Genomic DNA, 18,783 nt, shown 5'->3' on the forward strand with positions numbered 1-18,783 from the left:
AGCGATCAGGGTCGCCCGTGTGCTTGTCTGTCGGATCGGTCACTGTTGCATCCTCATTGGCTGGCCGGTTCAGGGGCGCCTGGCGCGACCTCTTTTCGGGCGCTTGAGGCAAGAACGCTTGGCCTGGACGGGTACGCAGCTGAGCTTTCGGCTACGACCTGCCGGGGCGAATTAATGATTTTAGTTGCAGTTCTCTTTAGCGCTAGACCAACAGGTGTACTTGTTCGGATTGTCAAACTTGGATCCAGTACTGACGCTGCTTAGTGGATGCAATGGAATGCCCAACTCCTTCGTTTCCGATCCCGTCTACAGCCAGGCCTTCGTGGTTACCTCCGGGGCCCCCTGCCCATGATGCTGATGGCGTCGGCGATCCTGTGGAACGAGGATTACGCCGTCACCGCCAAGCCACACCCCATTCTTGAAGGGTGTTGCGCATGAAGGGTTGGGTGACGTGGTCTTCATCAGGCACAAGGCGATGCAAGCTCCTCTATGGCGCCAGTACGTCCCAGGCGAGACGGTCACCGCGGTGGGGTTCAACAGCATGATGATGCCGGTGAAAGGTACGGGGCGCACCCCAGCTTCCCTGGTCCGACTGAAGGATACGCCCGGAAGCGTCTTCTACTCGGTTCATGACGGTCCGATAGTCAAGGGCATTTCGGGTGGCCCGGTCTTTGCCGACGACGGCAAGGTCGTCGGAATCAACATTGCCTATATCTCGAAGAGCGAAATCAACGCCCTCAACCGGCCCGACCTGGCAGGCAGCGAACGCGTCAGCGTGTTCATGTCGTTCAATGAAATCGACAAGGAATGGCGCCGCTATCAATATCCGCTGGCTCGCAAGTCGGCGCCTGCTCCGCGACCGGAAGCGATCAAGGGATATGTAGCGGCGACTTCGGGTCATTGATCGGCGCGCATCGGCCCTCGAAAGTTTCGCTACACGTGTATGTGGCCGAACACGCATACCGCGTGTTCGGGTTACGGCCGACGTTAGTGGATCGAGAACATGCTGGCACGTGCCTGATGCCAGTCAGTCAAGGAAAAGCATTCGTTTCATATGCTGAAACTTGTCTTGCAGCTTTCGAACCTTTCGTGAGGTTCGCCGATGCGACTTGTCCCGCGACGAACCTTCTGTGAGGCTGCTGCCCTATCGCGGGTCAAGCCCGCTCGCCACCGGGTGCGTGGTCTTCGCCATACCGCATACGGGTGGTGAGCGGCGGTTCACCGATGGGATTTACCCGCGAACACCGGAGAAGCCGGTGCCATAGTGGGAACGGGTTTACCCGCGAAGGCGATGTCGGGGTTCACCGCCGTATTCGCGGGTAAACCCGCTCCCACAGGGTTAGGAGAACAGCCGCCGAATGTGTCCGAGGCAGGCCAGCGGGTTGCTCGTGAGCAGGCGACAGGCATGGACCTGCATTCGCCAGGCCACCCCGACTCCAGTGGGAGCGGGTTTACCCGCGAATGCGATGTTGGGTTCACCGCCGTCTTCGCGGGTGAACCCGCTCCCACAGGGTTAGAGAACAGCCGCCGAATGTGTCCGAGGCAGGCCAGCGGGTTGCTCGTGAGCAGGCGACAGGCATGGACCTGCATTCGCCAGGCTACCCCGACTCCAGTGGGAGCGGGTTTACCCGCGAATGCGATGTTGGGGTTCACCGCCGTCTTCGCGGGTGAACCCGCTCCCACAGGGTTAGAGAACAGCCGCCGAATGTGTCCGAGGCAGACCAGCGGGTTGCTCGTGAGCAGCTGACAGGCATGGACCTGCATCGCCAGGCTACCCCGACTCCAGTGGGAGCGGGTTTACCCGCGAAGGCGATGTTGGTTCACCGCCGTCTTCGCGGGTAAACCCGCTCCCACTGGATTAGAGAACAGCCGCCGAATGTGTCCGAGGCAGGCCAGCGGGTTGCTCGTGAGCAGGCGACAGGCATGGACCGCATTCGCCAGGCCACCCTAACTCCGGTGGGAGCGGGTTTACCCGCGAATACGGCGGTGAACCCAACATCGCATTCGCGGGTAAACCCGCTCCCACTATGGCACCGGCTTCGCCGGTGTTCGCGGGTAAATCCCACCGGCAAACCGCCGCTCCCACAGGGTCCTGCCAATCAGTGAGGTAGCGTTTGTTCTATGAGAGCTGGCTTGCCCTGCGATATGCCCCGAAGCGGCCAGAGAATAGCAAGCACACCACACTCCCCCACTGACACGCCTCGCCAGCCGCACCCAGACAAAATGAACGCACCTCCCGAGCAGACGATCCACTGAAGCATCCCCGCAGGACAAGGATGCCATCATGATTCATCTAGGCTGCGCCGGCTGGAGCCTTTCACGCACTCAAGCCGAACACTTCTCGACCCAAGGCAGCCATCTGGAGCGTTACGCCAGTACGCTCGATGCCGTCGAAATCAACAGCTCCTTCTACCGTCCTCACCGACCGGCCACTTACGCGCGCTGGGCAGCGTCCGTGCCCGAAACCTTCCGCTTCTCGGTCAAGGTGCCGAAGCACATCACCCACGAACAGCGTCTGGTCGATTGCGAACCCGCATTGATCACTTTTCTGGATCAATGTGGCGAGCTGGGCGAGCGCCTGGGTTGCCTGCTGGTTCAACTGCCGCCCTCGCTCGTCTATGAACCGGAGCTGGTGAAGCGATTTCTTGGCCAACTACGAAACCATTTCACCGGCCATGTGGCAATCGAGCCGCGCCATCGCACCTGGATCGCCGCGGAGCCTTTGCTGATAGACATGCAAATCGCGCAGGTGGCGGCGGATCCGTCGCGATACGGTGCCGACGCCGCGCCTCGCGGCTGGCCTGGTCTGGTGTACTGGCGCCTGCATGGATCGCCCAAGGTGTACTACAGCGACTACCCCAGCGACTGGCTGCAGAAGCTTGCGCCAGAACTGATGGCCAGCGCGAGCGCCGGTAGACCGACCTGGTGCATTTTCGACAATACGGCCGCGGATGCCGCTGTGGGTGATGCCTTGGAAATGCAGGCGTTGGTGCGCTGAAGGCAGGCGACGAGTTCGACCCTGGCCACTCAAGGAAAGCATCCGGTTTTCGATTCCGATACCCGCCTGGTAGACCTCTAACTTTTTTGATGCTGATGGCTATCGCGGGACAAGACGCATCGGCGAACCGCCACTCATCACCGGTGCACGGCATGGCAAGCACAGGTTCCAGGTGGCGAGCGGCGGTTCGCCGATGCGTCTTGTCCCGCGATAGGCCATCAGCCTCACAGAGAATTCCAGAAACTGACGCTAAGCTTCAGCATCTGAATTGAAAGCTTGTTGGTTCGACTGACCGGCATCAGCCAGCGGGACCAACTCATTCGCACCTTCGCCATCCGACAGCAGGCCTGGCAACGCCTGCGAAAGGTCGCCGCAAACGCTTACAATCGCGCCTTACATCGCAACCCAGAAAGGCCAGCCAAGCCATGGCGCTAGACCCTCCCACAATGCTGACAATCACCATCGCTCTCGCAGCGGCTGCCGCGCTGTACCTGGCGATCGAATGGGGCAGCGTGCGTGAACCCTCCCTGCTGTTCTGGAGCGCGGGCTTCGCCACCATCACCGTCGGCTCGACCCTGGCGCTACTGCGCGGTAGCGGTTTCCTGCTGATCGGTATCTGGTTCGCCAACGGGCTGTTGGTCACCGCGCACTGGCTGTTCCTGCTAGGTGTCGCACGCTTTACCGAAACACGCCTGTCGCGCGCCTGGTACCTGGTCTTCGCCGCCTGGCTCGCAATGTTGCTCCTGCCCAGCGCCGAGCCGTGGTCGAAGATCATGCTGCTGGTCAATTCGCTGCTGGTCGCCTTGCTGACCCTGCGGGCAAGCTTCCTGCTGCGGCCTCATGGCAGGTCGCTGAGCGTCGGCGCGGTTCAGTTGCGTTACGTGCTGCTGGCGCACGGGCTGTTCTATCTCGCCAAGACGGTATTGGCCACCCTCCCAGGTACCTTCATCAACCTGGCGGCCTTCCGTGGTGAAATCATCCAGATCTCGCTGGTCGAAGGCGCCATGGCCATCATGCTCATCGCCCTGTCGATGACGGGCACGGAGCGTTATCGCCGGGAAAAGCGCATCGCTCGCCTGGCGGCCCGCGACCCGCTGACGGCCCTGTACAATCGCCGGGCCCTCGAGGTGCGGGCACCGCGCCTGCTGGAAGAGGTCTCGAAAACCAGGCAAGGCGCCTTGCTGCTGATCGATATCGACAACTTCAAGCTGGTCAACGACCTTTACGGGCATGCTGCGGGGGACCGATTGCTGGTCACGCTCAGCGAGATGATCCGTTCGGTGCTGCCGGAGCGTGCGTTGGCGGCCCGCTTGGGCGGTGACGAGTTCGTGATGCTGCTGAGCGACACCTCCAACGAACAGATTCATGGGCTGGGCGGCGCACTGCGTGGACAGTTTCACCAAGCCGCCTCCGAGGCGTTCCCCACCCCGGAAGCGGTAACGCTGAGCATCGGCGCCACGTTGTTCGACCAGCCACCCGCGAGCCTGGCTGCACTGATCGAGCTTGGCGACACGGCGCTTTATGAATCCAAGCGCGGCGGGCGCGACAGTATCCGTCTCGTCGATCGCACCCGCAGCAGCCCCGAGCGGCTGCAGGGCTAACGATTCGGGACAGAACCTACAAAAAGGTCCTGCTCCAGCGCCCTGGCCAGCGCGGCATCTGCCGCGCACGCTCAAACCATCGCCACGACCGGAGACCGTTCCCGCAATGTATGAAACGGCGCCACCAAGCGAATCGGGGTGCCGTTGATATGCGTGAGCTTGCCGCTCCGGGCATCGGCATAGAGCGCTATCAGGTCGTTGCGGTCTTCATCCGTCAACTGGCTGTCAGGGCCATAGTTCATGATCGAGACGCGTTTTCGCGAGCCGTAGGGGATCGAGGGAAACGCCGCTTCGTGCTGCGGGGCGAACCAATGGCGCAAGCCGAATACATGGCCAAGCTCATGGGCAATGGTTTCCACCTGCTCGGCCAGATCCTGCTTGAACAAGGTCGGGTAGATCACCAGGTCGTGGCGTCCGGGATCGGGGAAGAAGGCACTGGCCAGCACACAGGCACCCTGCGCGTCGCAGCGTTCGATCTCCTGGATGACGATCTGGAAATCCCAGGCATCGTCGTCCCTGGCGAACGCGACCGGCACGGCGTCGCCCCATGCGCGCAGCGCCTGACAAAGCAACGCCTCGATCTTTGCCTTCACTTCCTCGGGCGCCTCGAACCTGGCGAGCGATTGCTCCTTGAACCGCCACCTGAGGATGGCGCCTTCGGCCCAGAGCGGAATGAAGCCCTGGGTCGCGTCCAGTTGCAGTTCGGCGATATTGCGGACACAGCCGCGCGATTCGGTGTCGCAGATGATGTGTTCGCCCGCCCCGTAGCGATGGACCTGCGAGTCCTCGTCGGCGGGTACGATCGCGTCGGCCTTCAAGCGGAACGGATCGGCGGGCGCGTTCTTGCTGCTGGATCGGATCTTTGGCGCCATGGGGTTCACTCCTGTTGGATGAGATGAGTGCAGAAAAGAGTCGCTATGGAGTGTCGAAGAAATTACCGGGTTTGCAATCCGGCAAGGCTGACAGCAATCAGCGAGACATCAAGCGTGAGGAGCGTGTAATGGAGTTGCAGTTTCTCGGTACCTCGGCCGGCGTACCCACTCGGGCCCGGAATGTCAGCGCCACCGCCGTGATCGAATCCTCGGGCCGCGGCTGGTATCTGGTCGACTGCGGCGAGGCCACCCAGCATCAGGTGCTGCGCACCGCGCTGTCATTGCACGAATTGCGGGGAATCTTCATCACCCATGTCCATGGTGACCACTGCTTCGGCCTGCCCGGACTGCTGTCCAGCGCCGGCGCCTCCGGACGTACCCAGCCGCTGGACCTGATATTACCGGCAGCCCTGCGGGAGTGGGTTCGACTGGGCCTGGAGGTAAGCGACTCGCACCTGCCCTTCGAGCTGCGCATGCATGCGGTCGAAACCCTTGCTGGCTGGCGTAGTGGCAATGTGGAGGTCAACACGGTCCGGCTCTCCCATCGGGTACCGTCCCATGGTTACGTCTTCGACGAAAGCGATCCCAATCCGCGACTGGATGTGCAACGCCTGCAGGCCGAAGACATTCCACGAGGGCCGCTGTGGGGCGAGCTTGCCAGAGGGCATTCGATAGAGCATGGCGGACGCCTGCTGTATGCCCGGGACTACCTGCATCCGACGCGGCCGGCAAGGCGGGTGATCGTCTGCGGCGACAACGACACCCCGGAGCTGTTGGCCGACGTGGCGCCGGGAGCCGATGTGCTGGTCCATGAGGCGACCTTCACCCAACCGGTCATCGAACGCAACCGCACCAGCTATGGACACAGTTCCGCCTCGGCGATCGCGCGCTTCGCCGAGACCGCGGGCGTGCCGAACCTGGTGCTGGCCCACTTCAGTGCCCGTTACCAGGCCAACCCGCAACGCAGCCCTTCCATCGAAGATATCCGCGAAGAGGCAGCCAGGCAGTACAACGGTCGGTTGATCCTGGCGAGCGATCTGCAGCGTTACCATCTGGGGCGAGATGGGCGGCTCGAGTTGAAGGAAATCGAGCGACGTTGAAACGCGGGTAAGCGGTGGGTCGGAGGATATGAGCCGATCAATGGCCGGACCTTTTGACACGGACGCAGAGGAGCGCTCGCTGCTTTTAATCCGTGTTTCCGCCTCTGGGGCGCTGGCCTCGCAGCCTCTATTGCCAGGCGAGTCCTTCGGACTCGATCGCGGGCGGACCGGCGTCCCGGCAAGCCCACCTCGCCACTGAGACTCGCTTAGGCCAGGACATCAGCATCGACCAGGAGCCCTAGAGGCGCTTCAAATTCTTATGACTTGCACTGGACCGGTGGCGAGCGGGGCTTGCCGGGACGCCGGACCGCCCGCGATCGAGTCCGAAGGACTCGCTTGACAATGCCATCGCCCCGCCAACCTAGCAGCCGTGGCTACGCCAGGCAGCAGTACGTTACCCTCGGGTTCCAGCCAGTGGGAACTGCACGCCTGCATGTCGGAGCGCATCAGCATGCCGCGAATGATCGCCGTGCTGCCCGTCTCCACTACCGGCTCGGGCGGCGCAAGCCCGACACTGTGAAGGAGCGCATCGAGCAGCGACCTCGCCGGTGTGTCGGCCAGGGGCAGCATCAAACGGACGTCCCGTAAATCGCTCAGCTGGAGTGACCTTCAGCAAGAGATGGCGCGGCGCGCCGGGATAAAGCATTTCGCAGCTCGCCTGGGTAGGCTGCAGGCCTCGAGCGGTCCGTTCGAACAGCACTTTGCCAGCGCCATCTTCGAGAACCTTCAGGGCCGCGCTGAATACTTGGCTGGACATGACGGCTTTCAGCCAAGCGCCCGGCGACCAGGACTGATCCATCGATGGCTTGCCGCCCTCTCCTCAGGTCGAGGTCGACCTGCTCCGCAACGCCATCACCTTGCTGGCCGAAAGATTGCGCAGGTCATCGTTACGAAAAGCCAGGTCCGAACGATACGACTTGGTCTCCACGTCCCAACGCTCCAGATCGTCGAGGCGAAACCGATACTTGCCCTGGTAGGCCGCTGCAAGATCAGCGGCCAGCTTGCGGGCTGCCTCACCGGGCGTCGCGATCGCCCACTCGATGATATCGGTCACTTGCTCCTCGGGTGATCGCTCGCGGTGGCCATTGGCTTCAGCCAGGGCGAATTCGTTGTATTGCCGCGCGCCGCTTTCGGGATCGTCCGCGGGATTGCCGGGGCACAGCCTTTCTTCCCAGGGAATGATGTAGGCCGACCTTCCCAGGATGTCGGTCGGCACGTAATCCGAGGGTTTGACCAAACGTCGCATGGCTGCCTCCTGCAAAAGGAGTCATGTTAACGCGCCGAGCACCCGTCCTGCAGCTCCCAGCCACTACCAGCGAAAGCGGCATCGTCGCCCGTTTCCCCTCGAGCCGCCGACACGGCATCCAGTCGTCCGTCCTGTCGGGTTATCCTATGTTTCGCCTTTGGAGTACGAGACCATGACCTACCGAACAGTCATCGACCAGCATCCCGCCCATCGCGACGACATCAGTGACCTCGTCACGCGCCGGCCTTTGCCAGGGCCAACACTGCCGCACCTCGATCCCTTTCTGTTCCTGAACCACCATGGCCCGCAATTCTATCCGCCCCACAATGCAGGACTGCCCTTCGGACCGCATCCGCATCGGGGGTTCGAGACCGTCACTTTCATCCTGGACGGCGAGCTTGCGCACCATGACAGTGGCAATCATGAAAGTGTCATCCACGCCGGTGGCGTGCAGTGGATGACCGCGGGCTCGGGCCTGGTGCACTCGGAATTGTCGCCACAGTCGTTCAAGAACAGTGGCGGGCGGCTCGAGATCCTGCAGCTATGGATCAACCTGCCCGCCCGGCTCAAGATGACCACGCCAGCCTACACAGGGCTGCAACGCGAAGACATTGCGCATGTGCGAAGCGAGGGTGTGTGCGTCGGCGTAGTGTCCGGGATGTATGAAAGCGTGCAAGGCGCCCTGCGTTCGCTGACCGATGTCTGCATGCTGACCGTGGACCTGGCTTCTGGGGCGACGATCGACCTGCCGGCACCCGTGGGTCACACAGTGTTCTGCTACATGGTCAAGGGCCAGGCCCAGGCCGCGGGGACAACCTTGCTGGAACACCACCTCGTGCAACTGAGCGATGATGGCGATCAGCTACGAATTACGGCCGAAACCGCCACCACGCTGCTCTACGGCCATGCTGCCCCCTTTAAAGAAGCCATTGTCAGCTATGGGCCATTCGTGATGAATACGCGCGAAGAGATCCAGCAGGCTATCGAGGATTATCAGAACGGTAGATTCTAGTTCACGGAGCGCCGAAAAATAGCAGGGTTCGGATACTGGGATGCCAAGGCCGCGCTAACAAGCGCGCACCTTCGCCAGTCTTTGATCGATCCTGATGCGACCTACTCCTGCACCAGCGCAAACAACTGATTACGAAAATGAATATCCAGCCGCTCGAATGCCCGGTTGCGGTAGGTCTTCACCGTAGTTTCCTTTATACCCAGCATGGCGGCGATACCCGCGTAGGTCAGGCCTTGCAGCAACCACAGGCAGATCTCCTCTTCTCGCTCGGACAAGCCTGGCGCCTTGCGCTGTAACACCATGCGCCACTGCTGGGCCCCAGTCGCAGCCTGGTTGCGTCGTATCGCCATATGCCCGCGCAGCAATTGCAGCAGCACAGGTGCCAGCTGTTCGAAAGAGGCGATGGCCCGATCGCTGAAATGCCCATCTTCTCGATGCCGGTACAGGTTGAACAGCACCGGCACGCCATCGTGTTCCCACTGCAAACTGGACAAGCGCTCGCTCATGCCATTGTTCTGGTAAAGGTCCTGTCGATAAGGGCTGAACTCGATGTCCTCGGCCAACAGATGCCCCACCAGCAGGCCGCCATTGTCGCGCTGTTGCTCAGGCATGCGTTTGAACAGCGGATCGTGGCGATGCAGGTAGTGCGAATAGGCGTGCCAGCAGCGCCATACCAGCTGCCTGTCGGCGTGCCGGGTACCGGCAAAGAGCAAGCTCGGTTGACCTTTGTCCATACGGATAAGGGTGAAGTGACGAGCGTCGAGCGATTGTCCCAGGCAGTCGAACAAGGACCGCTCGAAACCTTCCTGGCCCATGTTGCAGACAACGTCAGCGAAGCTGGCGGGTTCATGGCATGCACTATGGGCGGCATTCCAAACATCGATCATGGCGAGGTCCATTGTTGTTTTAGTAGAGGACAGGCCCAGCTCAGTGTAGATGGCCATCTGCTGCCAGCTACATCGTTAACAAGTTATCAATCTAGCCCTCCCTTGGCAATACTGTCCTCTTCTCGGAGGACAGCGGCAACGCCGTAACTGGTTAGTCTGCACCCATCGGATGTGCTGGCCTCCTGCTACGGGCCAGGCAAAGCAAAGGGAAAACAACAATGACAAGCCTCCCCCTCGATCGCTTGGAACTGCAAGTCAAACGTGTGTGGGCCGAAGCCAAGGACGTTGCCGTTCTTGAGCTGGTGGCCCCTGACGGCCGCGACTTGCCTGCTTTCACCCCAGGCGCCCACCTGGAGCTGTTCTTGCGCAACGGCCTGATCCGCCATTATTCGCTGCTCAATGATTGCATCGAGCGCCACCGTTACCTGATCGCCGTGGGCCTGAGCGCGAACAGTCGAGGCGGCTCGCGGTTCATCCACGCTTCGCTGCGCCACGACGATCGCCTGCAGACCAGCGTGCCACGCAACAACTTCATGCTCGACCCACAGGCTCAGCGTTACTGCTTCGTTGCCGGAGGCATAGGCATCACTCCCATCCTGGCGATGATCCGCTGGTGCCAGCGTGAAGAGCGACCCTGGCGGCTGATCTATTCAGTACGCAGCCTGCAACGTGCCGCCTTCTACGAACAACTCCTCGAGATTGACCCGGCTCGCGTGCAGTGGCATGTGACCGACCAACAGGACGGCCGCTACCTGGACGCAGCCAGGGTGATCGATTCGCTGGACACCGACGAACAACTCTATTGCTGTGGCCCGGAGCCATTGATGACAGCTATCCGGGACGTTGGCGAGGCCGTGGCCGCGCAGCTGCATTTCGAATGGTTTTCCGCGCCTTCCCAGCCCACCGCCCAGGCTCATGCCGACGCACCGGGCGGCTTTGACATCCACTTGCGCAAAAGCGGCCTTCACCTGCGGGTCGGCCCCGAGCAAAGCATCCTCGAAGCCTTGGAGGAAAACGGCCTGGAGCCGCCATACGCGTGTCGTTCCGGGATCTGCCGCACCTGCGAGACACGGGTTTGCGAAGGTGAACCGGACCATCGTGACCTGATCCTGAGCGATCAGGAGCGTGCCGCGGGCGACTGCCTTTTGATCTGCGTCTCGCGTGCCCACAGCCCGAGTCTGGTACTCGACCTCTGAATACTTGGGAAACCTTTCAGGACATCGATCATGACTTTACCTAGCGAACACCTCATCGCCAGTTCTCGCAAAGCGAGCAGCCTCCTGGCCAATCGCGACACCCCCTTCATCTTCAACGAATGGTACGTCGCTGCTTTCAGCAATGAAGTGGGTCGGGAGCTGATGCCTCGCATGCTGCTGGGCAAACGCGTGGTTCTCTATCGCACGCTGGCGGGAGAAGCCATCGCGCTTGAAGACCGCTGTGCGCACCGTTCCTTTGCGCTTTCGCGCAGCCGCCTGGAGGGCGACGACATTATCTGCGGCTATCACGGTTTCCGCTACGACAGCGCCGGTGATCTGGTGGAGGTGCCTTCGCAAAAAGCCTGCCCGCGCGGCGTCGGAGTACGGCGTTACACCCTGGTCGAAAAAGGCCCGCTACTGTGGATCTGGCTGGGCGATCAGGCCCTGGCCGATGAGGCCCGCCTACCTTGTCAGCCGTGGATCGAGGCGCCGAACTGGGAATCCACATCTGGCTATTTCCACCACCCCGGCAACTACGTGAGCATGCATGAGAATCTTCTCGACCTGACCCACCTGACGTTTCTGCATGCTGCCACCATCGGCACTCCGGACTACGCCAGCGCGCCCTTCCGGCTTGATCTGAAGGAAGGCCACTACAAGCTCATCCGCGACGTGGTGCCCACCACCCTGTCACCGGTCTGGGGCAAGACCACCGGCCTTGACGGCTGCAACACAGCGGCCAGGATCGTGACGTCCGAATTTCTCTCGCCTGGGCTGCACCAAGTCAGCGTGACCTTCTACGACTCGGCACTGAGCCCGCAGTCGCGTAGCGAATACCACATCCATACCGCACACATTCTCACGCCGGAAACCCAGAACTCCATGCACTACTTCATCGTCCATGGCCGCGACTTCGCGCAGGACGACGAGAAGCTCGGGGACTTCATGCACGAGCAACTGTTTGCCGCGTTCAACGAGGACGTGGAAGGAATGGGGGCCTTGGAAGAACGCTTGGGCGACGTGGACGAAGGTCATTACGAAATTTCCGTGGCCAGCGACGCGCCGGCGGTGGCCGCCAGGATCTACCTGAAAAAACGCGCCACCCAAGAGCACCAGGCTCGGCAAGCCCTGAGCGCAGGTGGCGCCGACTGTCGAGCGACTGCAGAACATTCTGAATTGCCGATCGGCACGCCTTGACTCCATCGATAACAACAACCGAAGAGGCTTCACATGAACCAGGAAAGATTCGACAAGGGCATCGCCCTACGCCGCGAAATGTTCGGCCCACAGGGAGCCGAAATGCAGATCGAGGCCGCGACCGACTTTACCCGTCCACTGCAGGAACTGGTGACCGAGCACTGCTTCGGCAACATCTGGCAGCGTCCAGGTTTCAGCAAGAAAGAACGCAGCCTGCTGACCCTGGCGATGCTGGCGGCACTGGGCCGGTCTCACGAGATCGGCATCCATACCCGCGGCGCGCTCGCCAACGGCGCCACCGAAGAAGAGTTGCGCGAGCTGTTCCTGCATGTGTCGCTGTATTGCGGCATCCCCGCTTCGGTGGACTGCTTCATCGTCGCCCAGCCTATCCTGGCGCAACACGCCGAGCGCAACGCAGGTGAACATCATGGCCAATGAACGTATCGGGTTCATCGGCCTGGGCAATATGGGCTGGCACATGGCAAGCAATCTGGTACGCGCCGGCCATGACGTCCATGTCCATGATTCGCAGCCCGAGACCAGCCAACGCTTCAACCAGCAGGTCGGCGGCCATGTCGCGACGACCTTGGCACACTTGGCAGAAGCCAGCGACATAGTGATCACCATGCTGCCCAATGGGCAGGTAGTGCGCGAGGTGACCCTGGGTAGCGGCAACGGGGACGACCGTCTGCTGGACCATCTCGAGCCCGGCACGGTGCTGATCGATATGAGCTCCTCGGATCCCAGCGACAGCCGGCAATTACAAGCAGCCTTGAGCGAAGCCGGGATCGTGCTGCTCGATGCTCCAGTCTCCGGCGCAGTACCGCGTGCCGAGGCTGGCACCTTGACCATCATGCTTGGAGCCCCGCCCGCCTATTCGCTGGACAAGGTCAAGGCAGTCCTTGGCGCCATGGGCAACAAGGTGGTCGAGACCGGCCCGGTCGGCTCCGGCCACGCCATGAAGGCATTGAACAACTATGTGGCGGCCATCGGTCTGTCGGCGGCGTCAGAAGCCATCAAGATCGGCGCCCTGTTCGGCCTCGAGGCGAAAACCATGGTCGACATCATGAGTACCTCCACCGGCAAGAATTTTGCCATCGAACACATCTTCCCCGCGCACATCCTGGAGGCGCAATTCAATACCGGTTTCAAGCTTTCGTTACTCGAAAAAGACGTAGGTATCGCCCGACACATGGCTGAGTCCAGCCAAGCCGCAGCCCCTTTCATCGAGCTCACCTCGCGCGAATGGCGCCGTGCTCGCCAGCAGTTGGGAGAGGTGGCTGACAACTCCGAATATTTCAAATACGCCCTGGGCATCTGATACCCATCGCAGCCTGAACCGTCAGCCAGCGTGATACGGATGGCCGCTGGCCGACCGAAAATAACAAGAAGAGGTAACGTCATGAAGATCGCAAAGTCCTTGACCATGCTCATGGTCTGTACCAGCGCCTCGCTGGCTCAGGCCGACGACACCTACATCCTCAAGGTGGCGCACTTCCTGCCCGCCAGCTCCAACGCTCAGCAAAACGCTATACAGCCATGGTGTGACGAGCTGGCCAAGGAGTCCGACAACCGACTCAAATGCCAGATCTACCCCTCCATGCAGTTGGGCGGCACTCCCGCGCAGCTGCCCGATCAGGTACGCAACGGCATCGCCGACATTGTATGGACGGTGCCGGGCTATTCCTCTGGGCGGTTCCCGCGCAGTGAGGCGGTGGAGCTGCCGTTCATGTTGCCGGCCAATGGTGCGCTGGGCTCGCAGATCATCTGGGATTTCTATGAGCAATCCCTGCAGGCCGACTACAAGGACTACAAGGTCCTGGCCATGCACAGCGACGCTGGCACCCAGTTGCACTTGGCCAATGCCCCCGTGCTGTCTCTGGAAGACTTCAAAGGCCTGAAAGTACGTGCCTCATCACGCATGGCCGCCAAGTTGATCAGTGCCATGGGTGCTTCCCCGGTCAGTATGCCGGCGTCTCAATTGACCGAATCTCTGTCCAAGGGGGTGATCGATGGTGCGCTAGTGGGCTGGGAGCTGATACCTGCCCTGAAAATCGATGAAGTTGCCCCCGTGCACACCGAGCCCAAGGCCGATCAACCGATTTTCTACACCTCCCTGCTCAGCCTGCTGATGAACAAGAAACGCTACGAAGCCCTGCCCGCGGATCTGCGCGCCTTGATCGATCGCAAGTCCGGCCGTGAGCTGTCGGTCCGGTTCGGACGAACCTGGGACAAGGAGGCCGAACGGGCCAGGGCCATGGTGCTCCAGCGCGGTGCAGACGCCATCCGAGTGATCGACGATGCCCAGTATCAGCGCATGCGCGAAAGCGGCGATCCCGTGATCCGGACCTGGGCCGAAGACAAGAAGAACATCAACGGCAGTCAACTGGTCGAGTCGCTGCGCAGTATCGCCGCGGCTGCGACAGCGGCTGCAACCGCCAGCCGGCAATAAGGGGGCAGCATGAGCCATAGCATTGCGCTGGATAAACCTGTCACAGACTTTCACCGTCTGCCTTGGCCAACCCGTCAGTTGGACAGACTGGCCAGGCTGTTCGCCTATGCAGGAGGCATCTTGTTCCTGCTTTTGCTGGGCATGTCGCTGATTTCCATTCTGGGTCGCAAGCTGTGGGCGATGCCGGTCAACGGCGATATGGAATTGATGGAAATGGGCGCGGCCGTGGCGATTGCCGCTTTCCTGCCGTATTGCGCGATTCGCGGGGACCACATCAAGGTCGAGGCCTTTACCAACTGGGCCAGTGCTGCGGCACGGCGTTGGCTGGATGCCATAGCGTATGGGCTGTTCACCGGTGTTGCCGCCTTGTTGACCTGGCGCACCGGATTACAGGTGGTCGAGGCCCACGAGAACCTGGATAGCAGCGCGTTGCTGGCGATACCGCTGTGGATGGCGTTAGCGGGGATCGTCCCAAGCCTGGTACTGCTGACCCTGTGCACCGCCTGTCGCTGCTACGCGTCCCTCGCCAGCCAGGAGCTGCCGACATGAGCGCGCTGGCCATCGGCCTATGGATCTTCAGCGGCCTGCTGTTATTGCTGGTTCTGCGCATACACGTCGGCATTGCCATGTTGTTGGCCGGTGCCGCCTGTTTCCTGATCATGAACCAGGGAGATGTACAGGCGCTGTTCTATACCCTCAACAACCTCACCTTCGCGCGGCTGTCCAACTACGATCTGGCGGTCATTCCGCTGTTCGTGCTGATGGGTCAGTTCTCCACCCATGGTGGCCTGTCCAAGGCGTTGTTCCGCTGCGCGTCGGCCTTTATCGGACATTGGCGCGGGGGCCTGGCATTGTCGGCGATCGGCGCGTGCGCGGGGTTCGGCGCGATCTGCGGATCGTCGCTGGCCACCGCCGCCACCATGGGCCAGGTAGCCTTGCCGGAGCTACGTCGACATCGCTATTCCGACCGACTGGCCACCGGAGCGGTCGCCGCGGGCGGCACGCTGGGCATTCTGATTCCGCCGTCGGTACCGCTGATCATCTATGCGGTGCTGACCCAGGAGTCGATCGCCAAGTTGTTCATCGCTGCGGTGATTCCGGGTGTCATCGCCATAGTCGGCTACCTGCTGATCATCAGTGTCATCGTCAATCTGGACAAGCAGGCCTGCCAGCCCGCCCAGAAAGCCAGCTGGCACGAACGACTGGTGTCGTTTGCCCAGATCACACCGATCCTGATGACGTTCCTCGTGGTCATCGTCGGTATCTATGGCGGCTGGGCCAACCCTACCGAAGCGGCTTCCATCGGTGCCGCCGCCTGTGGGCTGCTGGCAGCATTCAAAGGCGATCTCGGTATCGAAGGGCTGCGCAAGAGTCTGCTGGGCACCGCGCAATCGACCGGCATGATCTTCCTGGTCCTGCTTGGCGCCGACCTGCTCAACTCCGGCCTGGCGTTGACGCAGATGCCGGTTGACCTGGCCATGTGGGTCTTGGACAGCAACCTGGCGCCGTTGCTGGTGCTCTCGGTCATCCTGATGATCTATCTGGTGCTTGGCTGCGTGATGGATGCACTGGCGATGATCCTGCTGACCATTCCGATCTTCTATCCCATGATCATGGGGCTGGAGTTCTTCGGCATGAGCCACGACGAGAAATCGATCTGGTTCGGGATCCTGGCCCTGATGGTGGTGGAAATCGGCCTGATCCATCCGCCCTTGGGCATGAACCTGTTCATCGTCAACAAGATTGCTCGCGACGTTCCCTATATGGAAACCGCCAAAGGCGTACTGCCGTTTCTTGCCTCGGACCTGGTGCGCATCGTTCTGATCCTGCTGGTGCCAAGCGTTGCGCTCTGGCTGCTGCACCTCTGACCCAACAATGCTGATAACAATAAAAACTGGGGAGCACTCCATGCATCATTCCTGCAACTTCCTGATCGGCCTGGGCGGCCCACTGCTGGCGAGCCTGATGGTCAGTCCTGCCGCGCAAGCCGACTTCAGCAATGACAGCCAGGCTACGCTCGACCTTCGCAACTTCTACATGAACCGTGACTTCCGCCAGCAGGGCGCGGTGCAATCCCAGGCAGGCAGCTGGTCACAAGCATTCATGTTCCGCTTTCAGTCAGGTTTTACCGACGGGCCGGTGGGCCTGGGCCTGGATGCGCTGGGTCTGCTGGGGGTCAAGCTGGATTCGGGCCGCGGCCGCAGCGGTGACGGCACCCTGCCCTATGGCCCCACCTCCGGGCGTCCGGTCGACGACTACAGCCACCTGGGCGTGACCGCCAAGCTCCGTTACTCGAAATCGCTCCTCAGTGTCGGCATCCTGACCCCCACCCTGCCAGTGGTGTTCCGCGACGATGCGCGGCTCATGCCGCAGACGTTCGACGGTGCACTGGTCGAGTCCAAGGAAATCGATGGCCTGACCCTGACCGCCGGGCAGCTGTGGAAATCGCGTACTCGCGAGTCGGCAGGCAGTGACAACATGTATATCGGAGGGCGCAGCGCCGCCTTCGACAGCGACGAGTTCAACCTTGCTGGTCTGACCTACGCGCTCACGCCGACCCTGAGCGCTACCTATTTCTATGGTGAGCTGAAGGATTTCTACCAGCAGCACTACGTGGGGCTTTTGCACCAGTTGCCCTTGAGCGAAGGCGTTTCGCTGATTACCGACGCGCGTTACTTCGACAGCTCGACCGAGGGCTCAGGCCTGGCCGGCAGTGTCGACAACCGCAACTTCAATATCATGAGCACCCTGAAAACAGGCGGCCACCGCTTCGGTCTGGCCTATCAGCACATGAGCGGGGAGGACGCCTTCCCTACCCTTAACGGTTATACCCCGCCGTATACCGCCAACCTGGTGACGGTCGGTACCTTCACCGCCGCCGAGGAGAAGTCCTGGCAAGCGCGCTACGACTATGACTTCGCGGCCTTGGGCATACCGGGGCTGAGCTTCATGAGCCGTTATGTCAAGGGCACCGACATCCGCCGCAGCGCCGGCCTGAGCGACGGCCGCGAATGGGAGCGCGACATCGATCTGGCGTATGTGATCCAGGGCGGACCGTTGGCAGGCGTGGGCATGAAATGGCGCAATGCGGTGTACCGGACCAGCTATACCAGCGACATCGATGAAACCCGCATCTTCCTGACCTATACCCTCAAGCTCTGGTAATGGACGAGGCCGAAGGCGAACCCTTCGGCCTCGCTCGCAGCGGGTCCGGCGCTCCGGCAAGGTACGCTGTGCACAGTCAGTCGACAGACACCCGATCAGTAGATATAAGCCAGACGCAATTGCAACGAATGATCGGTCATCGGCCCGGAGCGCACCTCGACGTCACGCCAGTACTGCCCCATCACCTGCCACTGCTTGCCGAGCATGGTCGTGGCCGATACACCGACCGTGCCGTTGTCATGGCTGGTATCCAGCGTCAACCCGTCGAGGGTCTCGCGCGAGCCCCAGTTGTGCCGATACGACAGCGCCACCCAGGTCTGCGGCGTGAAGTTATAGCGCAGGTGGTTGTGCAGCTGGATCAGCGGCTCCCGATGGGCATCCGTGTCACGCTGATTTTCATAGAACTCGGTCTCGGCGATCACGTCCCAGGTCCATCGCTCGTTGAAACCGTGTACGTAGCCGACCTGGAAGTCCGCAGCCCAGCGATTGCCACTGAGGGCAAAACCCTGGTTCTTGTCGTCACCGGTAGGCGCGGTGATGAACACCGACCAGCCAAGATGACGATTGCGTTCCATGTCCGCCAAAGTCCAGACGGTGCCGCCGAAGGTGATGTCCCCGATGCCTTCGTTGTTCTGCCCGGTGGCGCCGATCTCCTGGCGGCCATAGGGAATGATGATCTGCGGGTCCCAGATCAGCCCCGTGTCAAAGAACTCGGTAAAGTGCACCAGACGCAGCACTTCGACGGTCAGGTCCAGATCGAGGTTGTCGGCTACGCGCTTGCCCCCCATGTACGATCGGTCGATGCGCGGATTCTGCTGGTAGACGATCGCCAGGTCCGTACCCGGCGGCAACGCCGCATAGTCGCCGGAGTCCGGTCGGACATCGGCAACCCCCTGATTGGCAACCAAAGCCATTAACAACGAGCACGGCGCTACACCGCTCTTGATCGAGAAAAGCGCTTTCATAGGTTCACCTGTCTACCGAGTATTGTTATTGGAACGGGTTAGGCGTGGTGGATGGAGGGTTGCGTTCGACGAGCGTCAAGCCGAACGCCACC

General features: G+C 61.3%; 16 protein-coding genes and 1 pseudogene. 13 read left to right on the forward strand and 4 right to left on the reverse strand.

Annotated elements, in window-relative coordinates:
• Positions 1-277: 277 nt before the first annotated feature.
• From G7009_RS15735 to G7009_RS15745, 3 genes and pseudogenes are all read left to right on the forward strand, one after another.
• Positions 278-904, forward strand: a pseudogene (locus G7009_RS15735) (trypsin-like peptidase domain-containing protein).
• A gap of 1,380 nt (positions 905-2,284) precedes the next feature.
• Complete coding sequence (locus tag G7009_RS15740) at positions 2,285-2,998, forward strand: DUF72 domain-containing protein (protein WP_181130985.1); 714 nt, start codon at positions 2,285-2,287, stop codon at positions 2,996-2,998.
• Between the two features lie 425 nt (positions 2,999-3,423).
• Entirely contained in the window at positions 3,424-4,599 is a 1,176-nt protein-coding gene (locus tag G7009_RS15745; RefSeq protein ID WP_181130986.1) for a GGDEF domain-containing protein, read from the forward strand.
• 71 nt (positions 4,600-4,670) lie between these two features.
• Here G7009_RS15745 and G7009_RS15750 read toward each other — a convergent pair whose 3' ends face one another.
• Positions 4,671-5,471: a matrixin family metalloprotease gene (locus tag G7009_RS15750; protein WP_181130987.1), complete on the reverse strand. Its 801-nt coding sequence runs from the start codon at positions 5,469-5,471 to the stop codon at positions 4,671-4,673.
• 128 nt (positions 5,472-5,599) lie between these two features.
• Here G7009_RS15750 and G7009_RS15755 point away from each other — a divergent pair, with 128 nt between their 5' ends.
• A complete protein-coding gene (locus G7009_RS15755) occupies positions 5,600-6,571 on the forward strand; it encodes a ribonuclease Z (RefSeq protein ID WP_181131111.1) in 972 nt (323 codons plus the stop codon).
• 820 nt (positions 6,572-7,391) lie between these two features.
• Here the strand turns inward: G7009_RS15755 and G7009_RS15760 are convergent.
• Positions 7,392-7,817: a hypothetical protein gene (locus tag G7009_RS15760; protein ID WP_181130988.1), complete on the reverse strand. Its 426-nt coding sequence runs from the start codon at positions 7,815-7,817 to the stop codon at positions 7,392-7,394.
• A gap of 172 nt (positions 7,818-7,989) precedes the next feature.
• Between G7009_RS15760 and G7009_RS15765 the strand changes: the two genes are divergently transcribed.
• Positions 7,990-8,829, forward strand: coding sequence for a pirin family protein (locus G7009_RS15765; protein ID WP_181130989.1), 840 nt, complete (start codon positions 7,990-7,992; stop codon positions 8,827-8,829).
• 101 nt (positions 8,830-8,930) lie between these two features.
• On the opposite strand, the gene G7009_RS15770 is transcribed toward G7009_RS15765, so the two are convergent.
• The gene (locus G7009_RS15770) at positions 8,931-9,716 is read right to left on the reverse strand and encodes a helix-turn-helix transcriptional regulator (RefSeq protein ID WP_181130990.1); all 786 of its coding nucleotides are present in this window, start codon (positions 9,714-9,716) and stop codon (positions 8,931-8,933) included.
• 218 nt (positions 9,717-9,934) lie between these two features.
• Here G7009_RS15770 and G7009_RS15775 point away from each other — a divergent pair, with 218 nt between their 5' ends.
• The 8 genes from G7009_RS15775 (at position 9,935) to G7009_RS15810 (ending at position 17,726) form a co-directional block, all read left to right on the forward strand.
• Complete coding sequence (locus G7009_RS15775; protein ID WP_181130991.1) at positions 9,935-10,912, forward strand: PDR/VanB family oxidoreductase; 978 nt, start codon at positions 9,935-9,937, stop codon at positions 10,910-10,912.
• A 30-nt stretch (positions 10,913-10,942) separates the two neighbouring features.
• A complete protein-coding gene (locus tag G7009_RS15780; RefSeq protein ID WP_181130992.1) occupies positions 10,943-12,109 on the forward strand; it encodes an aromatic ring-hydroxylating dioxygenase subunit alpha in 1,167 nt (388 codons plus the stop codon).
• A 33-nt stretch (positions 12,110-12,142) separates the two neighbouring features.
• Positions 12,143-12,547: a carboxymuconolactone decarboxylase family protein gene (locus tag G7009_RS15785; protein ID WP_181130993.1), complete on the forward strand. Its 405-nt coding sequence runs from the start codon at positions 12,143-12,145 to the stop codon at positions 12,545-12,547.
• Positions 12,537-13,430 carry an NAD(P)-dependent oxidoreductase gene (locus tag G7009_RS15790; RefSeq protein WP_219856614.1) on the forward strand — a complete coding sequence of 298 codons (894 nt, stop codon included), beginning with the start codon at positions 12,537-12,539 and terminating at the stop codon, positions 13,428-13,430. The genes G7009_RS15785 and G7009_RS15790 overlap by 11 nt, the downstream gene beginning before the upstream one ends.
• 81 nt (positions 13,431-13,511) lie before the next feature.
• Complete coding sequence (locus tag G7009_RS15795; protein ID WP_181130995.1) at positions 13,512-14,561, forward strand: TRAP transporter substrate-binding protein; 1,050 nt, start codon at positions 13,512-13,514, stop codon at positions 14,559-14,561.
• Between the two features lie 9 nt (positions 14,562-14,570).
• The gene (locus tag G7009_RS15800; RefSeq protein WP_181130996.1) at positions 14,571-15,110 is read left to right on the forward strand and encodes a TRAP transporter small permease; all 540 of its coding nucleotides are present in this window, start codon (positions 14,571-14,573) and stop codon (positions 15,108-15,110) included.
• The gene (locus tag G7009_RS15805; protein WP_181130997.1) at positions 15,107-16,429 is read left to right on the forward strand and encodes a TRAP transporter large permease; all 1,323 of its coding nucleotides are present in this window, start codon (positions 15,107-15,109) and stop codon (positions 16,427-16,429) included. Before G7009_RS15800 ends, G7009_RS15805 begins: the two co-directional genes overlap by 4 nt.
• Positions 16,430-16,469: 40 nt before the next feature.
• Complete coding sequence (locus G7009_RS15810; protein ID WP_181130998.1) at positions 16,470-17,726, forward strand: OprD family porin; 1,257 nt, start codon at positions 16,470-16,472, stop codon at positions 17,724-17,726.
• A 95-nt stretch (positions 17,727-17,821) separates the two neighbouring features.
• Here the strand turns inward: G7009_RS15810 and G7009_RS15815 are convergent, their stop codons facing one another.
• Positions 17,822-18,691 (reverse strand): transporter, encoded by an 870-nt coding sequence (locus tag G7009_RS15815; RefSeq protein ID WP_181130999.1) that lies wholly within the window; start codon positions 18,689-18,691, stop codon positions 17,822-17,824.
• Between the last annotated feature and the right edge of the window lie 92 nt (positions 18,692-18,783).

The sequence above is a fragment of the Pseudomonas capeferrum genome, assembly GCF_013523055.1.
Taxonomy (GTDB): Bacteria; Pseudomonadota; Gammaproteobacteria; order Pseudomonadales; family Pseudomonadaceae; genus Aquipseudomonas; species Aquipseudomonas capeferrum_A.